This is a genomic window from Providencia sp. 2.29 (assembly GCF_015832305.1).
Lineage (GTDB): Bacteria > Pseudomonadota > Gammaproteobacteria > Enterobacterales > Enterobacteriaceae > Providencia > Providencia stuartii.
In genome coordinates, this window is record NZ_CP065420.1 from 1684317 (window position 1) to 1696344 (window position 12028).

6 protein-coding genes are annotated in these 12028 nt (G+C 42.8%); all 6 read left to right on the plus strand.

Annotation, left to right across the window (positions count from 1 at the left end; all coding sequences use genetic code 11):
• Nucleotides 1-125: 125 nt before the first annotated feature.
• The 6 genes from I3B46_RS07480 (at nucleotide 126) to ispG (ending at nucleotide 11985) form a co-directional block, all read left to right on the plus strand.
• Nucleotides 126-5174 carry an alpha-2-macroglobulin family protein gene (locus I3B46_RS07480; protein ID WP_104873597.1) on the plus strand — a complete coding sequence of 1683 codons (5049 nt, stop codon included), beginning with the start codon at nucleotides 126-128 and terminating at the stop codon, nucleotides 5172-5174.
• Between the two features lie 73 nt (nucleotides 5175-5247).
• Nucleotides 5248-7569: a peptidoglycan glycosyltransferase PbpC gene (pbpC, locus tag I3B46_RS07485; protein ID WP_104873596.1), complete on the plus strand. Its 2322-nt coding sequence runs from the start codon at nucleotides 5248-5250 to the stop codon at nucleotides 7567-7569.
• Between the two features lie 243 nt (nucleotides 7570-7812).
• Nucleotides 7813-8238, plus strand: coding sequence for a nucleoside-diphosphate kinase (gene ndk / locus I3B46_RS07490; protein WP_004921360.1), 426 nt, complete (start codon nucleotides 7813-7815; stop codon nucleotides 8236-8238).
• 152 nt (nucleotides 8239-8390) lie between these two features.
• Entirely contained in the window at nucleotides 8391-9572 is a 1182-nt protein-coding gene (locus I3B46_RS07495) for a bifunctional tRNA (adenosine(37)-C2)-methyltransferase TrmG/ribosomal RNA large subunit methyltransferase RlmN (RefSeq protein ID WP_004921358.1), read from the plus strand.
• Nucleotides 9573-9765: 193 nt separating this feature from the next.
• The gene (rodZ, locus tag I3B46_RS07500; RefSeq protein ID WP_004921357.1) at nucleotides 9766-10710 is read left to right on the plus strand and encodes a cytoskeleton protein RodZ; all 945 of its coding nucleotides are present in this window, start codon (nucleotides 9766-9768) and stop codon (nucleotides 10708-10710) included.
• Nucleotides 10711-10863: 153 nt separating this feature from the next.
• Nucleotides 10864-11985: a flavodoxin-dependent (E)-4-hydroxy-3-methylbut-2-enyl-diphosphate synthase gene (gene ispG / locus I3B46_RS07505; RefSeq protein WP_004921354.1), complete on the plus strand. Its 1122-nt coding sequence runs from the start codon at nucleotides 10864-10866 to the stop codon at nucleotides 11983-11985.
• Nucleotides 11986-12028: the final 43 nt, after the last annotated feature.

Consider the following 12028-nt stretch of genomic DNA (forward strand, 5'->3'; position numbering starts at 1 on the left):
TGTAACCGATTTACGCACTATCTCAGTCTTTGCTTATTTTAACATCCAGCCAAGATTTCTGTAGCTTCCAACTTATAGATGGAAGTAAAAGCACCATATATTAACTATAAAAGGAAGAATCGGTCATGAATCAACATATTCGTTGGGCTTCATTGGCGGGTCTAAAAACAAAAAAACGTTATATTGTAGCAGCATTAGCCTCAGTTATTGCACTAACAGGTTGTGATAATTCAGACAACACAAATAGTAAAGAAAACAGCGTCGTAGCCGAAAAAAGTGCAACGACAGAAAAAGTGATTCAAACGGCACCGTTAGCGGCGGCAAAGGGAGCTACGCCGAAATTATCAGCAGCTGAAATGATGAAGCGCTATGCGGGTAAAGAGTTAACTATTCTTGATGCCTCTGAGTTGCAACTAGATGGGGCAAGCGCAATGGTTGTCACCTTCTCTGTGCCGCTATATGAGGAGCAAGATTTTAGTCAATATTTAAACTTAGTTGATGTGAAATCAGGAAAATTGGATGGTGCTTGGGAACTATCCGATAATAAAATGGAGTTACGTTTTCGTCACTTACCGCCATCAAGAGAGTTAAATCTCACAGTAAATACAGGGATTAAGGCGATAAATGGGCGTACGATAGAGCAACCATTTGAGAAAAAACTGCAAACAGCACAGATTATCCCAACTGTTGGTTTTGCAAGCAAAGGCTCCTTATTACCGAGCAAAGTAGCACAAGGATTGCCCGTTATTGCGCTGAATGTAGATAAAGTCGATGTGAATTTTTTCCGTATTGACGAAAAGCAATTACCACAATTTCTGTCAATGTGGCAATACCGTAGTAACTATGAATATTGGTATTCAGAAGAGTTTCTCAATAAAACCGAACTTGCTTATACAGGGCGCTTTGACCTCAATCCTGATAAAAACACTCGCCAAACCGTTTTACTACCTTTAAAAGACATTAAAGAGCTACAGCAAGACGGCGTCTACCTAGCTATCATGCAAAAAGCGGGTAGCTACAGTTATCAGTTCCCTGCAACAGTATTCACCCTGAGTGACATAGGGGTCTCACTGCATAGCTATCAAGATCAGGTTGATGTTTTTACGCAATCACTCGCAAAAGGTTCAGCCCTTAAAGGCGTTGAGCTGCGTATCCTTGATGAAAAAGGTCAATTGGTTAACCAAGCGACTACTGATAGCGAGGGGCATGCCAAATTAGATAAATTAGCGGGTGGAAAATTATTGCTAGCGACCCTTGATGGGCAAACGAGCATGATTGACCTTACTCAACCTGCTTTAGACCTCTCTGAATTTGATATTTCAGGCCCTACTGGATACGCAAAACAATTTTTTGTGTTTGGGCCACGTGACTTATATCGCCCAGGTGAACTGTTATTGGTTAATGGGTTATTACGCGACGGTGATGGAAATCCACTTAAAGCGCAACCTGTTAAAGTGGATGTTTTAAAAACGGATGGACAGGTTGTTAGAAGTTTTGTGTGGCAACCTGAGAAAGACCATGATGGTTTGTATCAATACCAGTATGAAATTCCTCAATCAGCGGAAACGGGGGGCTGGTCATTACGCTTTGATTTAGGTGACGGGTCACCACTACGTTACTATAAATTCAATGTTGAAGACTTTATGCCTGAACGCATGGCATTAGATGTCACTACAAAAGATAAACCTATTTTGAATAATCAGCCTGTTGAGTTTGATATTCAAGGCCGCTATTTATATGGTGCACCCGCCGCGGGTAATGAACTTCAAGGGCAAATATTTATTCGTCCTGATCGTGAAGCCGTAGCTAAATTACCTGGATTTGAATTTGGTTTTGCGAGCGAAGAAGGGTTGCAACGTAAGCTTGATGAATTCGATTTAACGCTAGATGATACGGGTGAAACCGCCATTAGTGTGCCACAAAGTAATTGGGAATCTTTACGCTCCCCAATAAAAGTTATTGCGCAAGTTAGTCTATTGGAGGCGGGCGGGCGTCCGGTGACCCGTCGTGCTGAGCAAGCCGTATGGCCAGCAAGGGAGATGGTGGGTATTCGCCCATTATTCAATAAAAAGGAAATTTATGATTATCGAACTGACCGCTATGCCCAACGCTATAATGTTGATGAAAATTCTTTAGCGGAGTTTGAGCTTGTCTTTGCTGATGCTGCCGGAAATAAATTAGAGGCCAACAATTTAACTGCACGCCTAATTTATGAGCGTCGTGATTATTATTGGAATTGGTCTGAAAGTGGTGGTTGGGCATCAAACTATGATCAAAAAGATTTAGTGATGGCCAATGAAAACATCAAGATTAGTCAAGGTCAGACAACAAAAGTCTCATTTCCTGTTGATTGGGGTGCCTTCCGTCTTGAGGTTATCAATGAAAATAACCAATTAGTCACCAGTCTACCGTTTTGGGCCGGTTATTCATGGCAAGACAATACGGGCGGTAATGGGGCTGTGCGCCCTGATCAAGTTAAGCTGAGTTTAAATAAACCGGCTTATTTACCGGGTGAAAAAGCAAAAGTTCGTGTGGAATCACCAAAAGCGGGTAAAGGTTATATTTTACTTGAATCAAGTAATGGTCCACTGTGGTGGCAAGAAATTGATGTTCCTGAAAAAGGAATGGAAATTGAGGTACCAGTGAATAAAGAGTGGGCTCGTCATGACCTATACATTACTGCGGTCGTTGTTCGTCCAGGAGATGACTCGAAAGAGGCAACGGTTAAGCGAGCGATTGGGGTACTTCATCTTCCGTTAGCGGATGAAAATCGCAAGATTGGATTAGCGCTCTCAGCACCAACCCAAATGCGTCCAAACCAAGACCTTATCGTTAAAGTGAAAGCGACGGCACAAGATGGCAAGCCATTACCTGAAAAAGTCAATGTATTGCTATCTGCTGTGGATACTGGCGTGTTGAACATTACTGATTTTAAAACGCCCGATCCGTATGACGCCTTCTTTGGTCGTAAACGTTACAGTGTCGATCAGTACGATGTGTACGGTCACCTCATTGAAGGCCAAGGTAAGTTAGCAAATTTACGTTTTGGTGGTGATGGTGAAGATACTTCATTAGATCGTGGTGGAATGAAGCCACTTACAGAAGTGCAAATCATTGCGGAACAGGCGGCACCTGTCACATTAGATAAAAATGGTGAAGGTGAAATTAGCTTACCGATCCCTGATTTTAATGGTGAGTTGCGCGTAATGGCTCAAGCATGGAATGAGAAGGATTTTGGTCATGCTGATAGTAAAGTCGTGGTAGCGGCGCCGCTTATCACTCAAATGTCGATGCCACGTTTTATGGCTGGTGGTGATAAATCTTACTTCGCATTAGATCTCACTAACACGACGGACAATACACAAAATGTGACAGTGACTTTTAAAGCCTCTGGAATGGTGAAATTAGAAGGAACCGCCACGAAAGAGCTAGCCTTAGTGAAAGGTAAACGTACAACGGTAACGTTGCCAGTTCGCGCGGATTATGGTTATGGTCAGGGTGAGGTTTCAATGACAATCAATGGTATTGATTTGCCAGATGAATCATTGAAAGCGTATAGCAATAGTTGGAAAGTTGGGGTTCGCCCTGCACAGCCTGCGGAAACGGTCTCTTATGCTGTTGCTATTGAGCCGGGTGAGCAATGGTCATTACCAACCGAGAATTTACAAGGTCTCTCCCCTAATACGCTCGAAGGTCAAGTTTTACTAACTAGCCGTCCACCATTGCAGATTGCCCGCTATATTCGTGAGCTATTTGCTTATCCATATGGCTGTCTTGAGCAGACAATCAGTGGCTTGTATCCATCGTTATACTCTTCACAAGCAGAGCTGAATAAGTTAGGTATAAAATCGCAGACAGATGATGACCGTCGCAAAGCCATTGAATTGGGGATCCCTCATTTATTAAGCATGCAACGTCCTGATGGTGGTTTCTCGTTATGGGATCGTAACGGTAGAGAAGAGTACTGGCTAACGGCATATGCTGCGGATTTCCTTAACCGAGCAAATCAGCGTGGTTATACGGTGCCGAAAGAGGCATTAACCAATGCTAATAGTCGTTTATTGAGCTATTTACAAGATGGTAATCAAATTAATTACCCCTATGTAGATGATCAATCAGCCGCACGTTTTGCAGCCCAAGCCTATGCGGGCTTAGTACTTGCAACACAGCAAAAGGCGCCTCTCGGAGCATTACGACAACTCTACTCAAGAAGTCAGGAAGCCAATAGTGGGTTGCCACTAGTACAGTTGGGTATCGCTTTAAATTTGATGGGCGATAAAACACGGGGTGATAATGTAATTGCTGATGGGTTGAAAAAGCAGCGAGCTCGTTACAGCTACAGTGGGGATTATGGCTCAATCATTCGTGATGATGCGATGATCGTTGCGTTACTGAATGAATACCAATTGATGACAAAAGCACGTGATCAAAAACTGCAAATGCTTTCAAACAACTTGGTATCTCAACAGTACTTCTCAACTCAAGAGAGCAATGCGCTGTACTTGGCGGGACGTTATTATGTGAATAATACAGAAACCCCATGGAAAGCGGTCATTAATGGTCAACAACCACCGATGACCTCAGATAAGCCTATCAATGAGTTTTTAACTAAAGAGCAGCTAAAAACAGGTTATAGTATCGAAAATACAGGAACGAACACGTTGTATGGCCAATTGAACGTAGTGGGTTATCCATTGTATACGCCAACACCAAGTTCGAATGTGTTGAATGTGAAACGAACCTATTTAGATCTGCAAGGTCGTCCAATTTCACTCGATCGTTTAAGAACAGGTGAAATGGTCGTGGTGAAATTAGAAGTTAATGCTTCACAAAGAGTACCTGATGCTTTAGTGGTTGATTTATTGCCTGCTGGCTTAGAGCTTGAAAACCAGAACTTAGCAAATAGTAGTGCTAATCTGAGTGAAACTGCGCCAAACTTGCAGGAAGTGATTGATGATATGCAACAATCACAAGTCAACCATATGGAATATCGGGATGATCGCTTTGTGGCAGCCGTTGAGGTTGAGCAATATAGACCGACAACATTAGTCTATTTGGCGCGTGCCGTGACACCGGGGGTATATTCTATCCCGGCTCCACAAGTGGAATCGATGTATGTTCCTGAATGGCGTGCGGTAGGTAAAGCTAACGGCCAATTAGAAGTCGTTCGTTAATCTTTAATCAGCCCTTATACTGGATGCGTGATGATTTCGGTATAAGGGCTATTTGTTTGCGGTATATCCATCTATGAAAAAAAGATTACGACGCGCTGGGTTGGTTTTGCTCTGCTTGGTGATTTTTTTGCCTCTTTTATTTTTGCTGGCAGATAAGATTTGGCCATTGCCGATAAAACAAGTTGAGATGGCGCGCACGGTCGTTGCCCAGGATGGTACACCACTTTGGCGTTTTGCGGATAAAGAAGGAATATGGCGTTACCCCGTAAAACTGGATCAAGTTTCCCCTGAGTTTATCGAAGCATTATTGACCTACGAAGATCGTCATTTTTATCAACATCCCGGTGTTAACCCATTTTCATTACTGAGAGCATTGTGGCAAGACATCAGTTCAGGGCGCATTGTCTCTGGTGGAAGTACGATCTCAATGCAAGTTGCTCGGTTAGTCGATCCCCATGACCGCACCATAACAGGGAAATTGAAACAGTTATGGCGTACTGCACAACTTGAATATCACTATTCAAAAGATGAAATACTGGAAATGTATCTTAACCGAGCTCCCTATGGAGGTACGATTGAAGGTATCGGTGCGGCCAGTTGGGTCTATTTAAACAAAGCACCTGATAAATTAACTTCAGGTGAAGCGGCATTGTTTGCAGTGTTGCCACAAGCACCTAGTCGACTAAGGCCAGACCGTTACCCCGAAAGAGCGCAAGCTGCGCGCGATAAAGTGCTCGATAGACTCGCGGAATATCAGGTGTGGCCAGCAGATAAAATTGAAGATATTAAACAAGAACAGATCTGGTTAGCGCCACGCAAAAATCCGAATTCTGCGCCTTTGTTGGCGCGCCGAGTTGTCAAGGATGCACAAGAAACGGTCATTGAAACCACCATTGATGCAGGGTTGCAGCGCCAATTGGAAGAGATGGCAATTAACTGGAAAAACCAGCTTCCTAAGCAGACATCGCTAGGGATATTGGTAGTAGATCATACTGATATGAGTGTGAAAGCTTATATTGGGTCAATCGATTTTCAAGATAATAGCCGTTTTGGTCATGTCGATATGATCACGGCTTGGCGCTCACCGGGGTCAACATTGAAGCCCTTTTTATATGCCTTAGCGATGGATGATGGTTTGATCCACGCTGAATCTTTACTGCAAGATGTGCCTCGACGCTTCGATGATTATCGACCGGGGAACTTTGATAGCGGTTTTAATGGGCCTGTGAGTGTGAGTGACGCATTAGTCCGTTCACTGAATTTACCCGTAGTACAAGTGCTTGACGTTTACGGAAGTAAGCGTTTTACGGCGAAATTACGTAATGTGGGAACAGAATTACGTTTTCCTTTAGCTAGCGAACCTAATTTGTCGTTAATTTTAGGAGGCACTGCCGCTCGTATGGATGAGCTAGTTGCGGCTTATAGTGCTTTTGCTCGCCAAGGGAAAGTGTCGCCATTGCGCTATCGTCCAACAGACACAATACGTGATCGCCAATTAATGTCAGCGGGTGCGGCATGGATTATTCGGCGTATTATGGGTGGTGAAGCGCGCCCTGTTCCTGATAGTAGTTTGACCGCGCAAGTTAATTTAGCGTGGAAAACAGGTACTAGCTATGGTTATCGAGATGCTTGGGCTATCGGGGTAAATCCACGCTACACAATAGGAGTGTGGGTGGGGCGGCCCGATGGTACTCCTGTTGCCGGGCAATTAGGTTATGCGACCGCGATCCCCATTATGAATCAAGTGAATAATTTATTGTTAGGGCGTTTGTATCAATCGAATCAATTGATGCCAAAAGACACCAAGCCATCAACGGTCAGTCAAGCGATGATCTGTTGGCCTAGCGGCACTGTATTACCAGAAGGGGATAGTAATTGTCGGCAACGCCGTTTAAGTTGGATTTTAGATAATACGATCCCGCCAACATTAATGGCGAAAGATCAAGAATCATTATTGGGGTTACGTCAGAAAATATGGGTAAATGAACAAGGGTTGCAGGTTGCTCCTGATTGCTCTAATGCAGTGGAAAAAGAGGTTTATTTGTGGCCGATTACCTTAGAGTCTTGGTTACCACAGAGTGAAAAACGGATAAATCGTTTACCGCCAATCGACTCGTCCTGTCCTCCATTGCGTACGGAAACACCACCTTTGTTTATTTCGGGCATCCGTGATGGTGAAATTCTGCAACGGCTACCAGGAAAAACGAGTTTGGATGTGCGTCTAATGACACAAGGTGGGCAAGGGCAGCAATGGTGGTTTTTAAATGGTGAACAGATCCAAGAGACTGAGCACAATGGCAGCGTTTTACTGACCTTCGATAAGGCAGGAAACTATCAAATTTCGGTATTAGATCTTGGTGGGCAAGTCACGTCAGTTAATTTTAAAGTCAAGTAGCAAATAAAAAGTGTGACTGAGTCAAAAAAATAGTGTTTTTTGCTATAAAAAGTTTAACAAAATGTTGATGTGACTGTAGGAAATTGTAATCGTAGCCCCTATAATCAACGCCTTAATTTCTGCTGCTCGTCATCAGAAGATAAACAATATAAAAAACTACAACTGACATCTACTTTGTGTTTTGATTAACATGAAAGTTAAGAATACAAAAGTAAAAGTCACGATATCGCTAAGAGGTTATTTATGACGGTTCAACGTACATTTTCTATTATTAAACCAAACGCAGTGAAGAAAAATGCTATTGGTGCAATCTATAATCGTTTTGAAAGCGCTGGTTTTTCAATCGTTGCCGCCAAAATGTTGCATTTGACTCGTGAGCAAGCAGAAGGTTTCTACGCAGAGCACAAAGGCCGCCCTTTCTTTGAAGGTCTGGTTGAATTCATGACTTCTGGTCCAATTATGCTGCAAGTACTAGAAGGCGAGAACGCAGTTCAACGTCACCGTGACCTAATGGGTGCAACTAATCCAGATAATGCACTGGCAGGTACTCTACGTGCTGACTATGCAGACAGCTTCACTGAGAATGCGGTTCACGGTTCAGATTCTGTTGAATCAGCAAACCGCGAAATCGCGTATTTCTTCACTGAAGACGAAATCTGCCCACGCTAATTGGTAAACTAGTGTAATGCATTAGCATTATTTTTATAAAGTTTGTACAATGCGACGCCCTGTTAATATAATTGTTAACAGGGCGATTTTATTATGAACGTTGTGCTACCAAAGTAGCACTCGCCGAAAGTGTAACAACGAGGCAACTTAACATGTCCGATATGACAACCAGTGCACAATGTGCAACTTCCTCCGCTATTTCTGTCACACCAGAAAACAACACACAAAAAATTAACCTGCTGGATTTGAATCGCAAGCAGATGCGTGAATTTTTTGCGCAAATGGGTGAAAAACCATTCCGTGCCGATCAAGTCATGAAATGGATTTATCACTACTGTTATGACGATTTCGATCAAATGACAGATATTAATAAAGCGTTAAGAGCAAAACTAAAGGAAGTCGCTGAAATTCGTGCTCCTGAAGTTGCTGAAGAACAACGCTCAGCAGATGGCACCATTAAATGGGCGATAACGGTAGGTGACCAGCAAGTCGAAACGGTTTATATTCCAGAAGATGATCGTGCAACCTTGTGCGTCTCCTCACAGGTAGGTTGCGCGTTGGAATGTAAATTTTGTTCTACCGCTCAACAAGGATTTAACCGTAACTTACGGGTTTCTGAAATTATCGGTCAGGTTTGGCGCGCAGCAAAAATTATTGGTTCATTAAAATCCAGTGGTCGTCGTCCTATTACCAACGTGGTTATGATGGGAATGGGGGAGCCATTACTGAACTTGAATAATGTGGTTCCCGCGATGGAAATCATGATGGATGACTTTGGTTTTGGTTTATCTAAACGCCGAGTCACACTGTCAACTTCCGGTGTTGTTCCTGCGCTGGATAAATTAGGGGATATGATTGATGTCGCTTTGGCGATTTCATTACATGCACCGACTGATGATATCCGTGATGATATTGTACCTATCAATAAAAAATACAATATAGAAACATTCCTGAGCAGTGTAAGACGTTATTTATCCAAATCCAATGCGAATGGTGGTCGTGTCACGGTAGAGTATGTCATGCTTGACCACATTAATGACAGTATTGAACAGGCTCACCAATTAGCGGAATGTTTAAAAGATACGCCAAGTAAAATTAATTTGATACCTTGGAACCCGTTCCCTGGGGCGCCGTATGGTCGTAGTTCGAATAGTCGTATTGATCGTTTTTCAAAAGTATTAATGGAATATGGCTTTACAACGATTGTGCGTAAAACACGTGGTGATGATATTGATGCCGCCTGTGGTCAGTTGGCGGGAGAAGTGATTGACCGAACAAAACGGACCTTGAAAAAACGTATGGCTGGGGAACCTATTAAGGTGAAAGCAGTCTGAAGTTATAGATAAAGTCTAAATATTTGGTCTAATTATCATTTGGGTCATTTATGGATAGGCAAAATGGCCCTCATCACCTACAATGTTTTGTAGGTGATGATATTAATATAATTATCACATTAGGATTATTACGAGTAAAGCTAAGGAAAAATAGCTTTATATTTCATTCACTCGGAAACAGTGTTGCCAGCAAATGACTATCGATAACAATACCGAACAAACCCCAATCACTGTAGGAAAATTATTGTCTCAAGCGCGTGAACGTATGGGATTAACACAAGAGTCAGTCGCGGAGCGTCTGTGTCTTAAAGTTAGTACGGTAAGGGAAATCGATGAGGATGTGAAACCTGCTGGCGTTGAACCTACGTTTTTACGCGGTTATATGCGCTTATATGCGCGTATGGTTAATGTGCCTGAAAGTGAATTGAATGCGTTACTTAAAAATGATGAGCCGATTGCGGCATCAACAGTCTCATCAATGCAGAGTTACTCTTTAGGTAAAAAGCGTAAGAAGCGTGAAGGTTGGTTAATGAAACTAACCTGGCTAATTGTCATTGTTTTAATTGCTATGGTTGGTATTTGGTGGTGGCAAGATCATCAAAAACAACAAAATGAATTTGTTACGATGGCAAATCAAAATGATTTGCTTATATCTCAGCAAAATGAAAGTGGAAATCCAGTTGAGCTTTCCAATGGGTCAACAGAGACGCCCACAAATACATCTGAGACAGGTGAAGGTACCCTTGTCGACTTAAACGCCGCTCAAGCGACAGAGAATCAGCCAATTGAATCTTTGCCAGTAAAAACCGTTCCGTTACCGAATTCACCTAATACAACAGTGAGCGTTGATCGCACTCAATCAACGGAAGAGCCTGTAGCTACTCCTGTCGTTCAAGATGCGCTCACCATGAGCTTTAAAGGTTCATGTTGGCTGGAAGTTCGCGATGCGAATAATAAAGTCTTGTATAGTGGTATTAAGAACAGCGGCGACACCTTGGATTTACAAGGTAAATTGCCTTACCGCTTGAATATTGGTGCGCCCGCAAACGTTGATATCAAATTCAATGGTAATGTGGTTGACTTAAGCCGTTTTATTAAAGCGAATCGTTCTGCTAAATTAAAAATACCTGAAGCATAAAGTCACAAATTAAGAAGACGCAAACTGTATCCTAAAACTAGAATTGTGATAGTTTGCAGTTTGCGTTTTTGTGTATAGTGGTCATCGAAGCAATGATTATCAACTACACAACAGTGTTTAAGAGCACATGGATGTCCAGAGAGTAAAATTAAAATGCATAATGAATCACCGATAAAAAGACGTAAATCCACCCGAATTTATGTAGGTAACGTGCCTATTGGCGATGGTGCTCCCATTGCTGTCCAATCTATGACGAATACGCGCACGACGGATGTTGAAGCCACTGTGCGGCAAATCCAATCACTTGAGCGTGTAGGTGTTGATATCGTCCGCGTGTCTGTTCCTACGATGGATGCAGCAGAAGCCTTTAAATTAATTAAGCAGCGCGTGAATGTGCCATTGGTTGCGGATATTCACTTTGACTACCGTATCGCGATGAAAGTGGCTGAATATGGTGTTGACTGCCTACGAATTAACCCAGGTAATATCGGCAGTGAAGAGCGTATTCGCCAAGTCGTTGATAGTGCTCGTCATCACAACATTCCTATCCGTATAGGGGTCAATGGCGGGTCACTGGAAAAAGATATCCAAGAAAAATACGGTGAGCCAACACCTGAAGCATTGGTTGAATCAGCAATGCGACATGTTGATATCTTGGACAGGCTGAATTTCGATCAGTTCAAGGTCAGTGTTAAAGCGTCGGATGTCTTTCTTGCCGTCGGCTCTTATCGTTTATTGGCGCAAAAAATTGATCAACCACTTCACCTCGGTATTACAGAAGCGGGTGGGGCTCGTTCTGGTTCAGTGAAATCAGCAATTGGTCTTGGTATGTTGTTGGCTGAAGGTATCGGCGATACGTTACGTATCTCACTCGCGGCGGATCCTGTTGAGGAAGTGAAAGTCGGTTTTGATATTCTAAAATCGTTACGGATCCGCTCACGTGGCATCAACTTTATTGCTTGCCCAACCTGTTCACGCCAAGAATTTGATGTGATTGGTACGGTAAATGCTTTGGAGCAGCGCCTCGAAGACATTATCACGCCGATGGATGTCTCTATTATTGGTTGTGTAGTGAATGGCCCGGGTGAAGCCGAGGTTTCTACTTTAGGTGTGGCTGGCGCGAAAACCAAAAGTGGTTTCTATGAAGATGGCGTTCGCCAAAAAGAGCGTTTTGATAATGACAATATTATTGATCAGCTTGAGGCGAAAATTCGCGCAAAAGCAGCAATGCTTGATGAAAATAACCGTATAAAGATAAACCAAGTCGAAAAATAATTGTCAAACAACTGGCTCATTGAGGGCCAGTTTTTGTTTTTAT

Coding starts and splice junctions, on each gene's coding strand:
- I3B46_RS07480 (WP_104873597.1), top strand. CDS start 126: ATGAATCAACATATTCGTTGGGCTTCATTGGCGGGTCTAAAAACAAAA.
- pbpC (WP_104873596.1), top strand. CDS start 5,248: ATGAAAAAAAGATTACGACGCGCTGGGTTGGTTTTGCTCTGCTTGGTG.
- ndk (WP_004921360.1), top strand. CDS start 7,813: ATGACGGTTCAACGTACATTTTCTATTATTAAACCAAACGCAGTGAAG.
- I3B46_RS07495 (WP_004921358.1), top strand. CDS start 8,391: ATGTCCGATATGACAACCAGTGCACAATGTGCAACTTCCTCCGCTATT.
- rodZ (WP_004921357.1), top strand. CDS start 9,766: ATGACTATCGATAACAATACCGAACAAACCCCAATCACTGTAGGAAAA.
- ispG (WP_004921354.1), top strand. CDS start 10,864: ATGCATAATGAATCACCGATAAAAAGACGTAAATCCACCCGAATTTAT.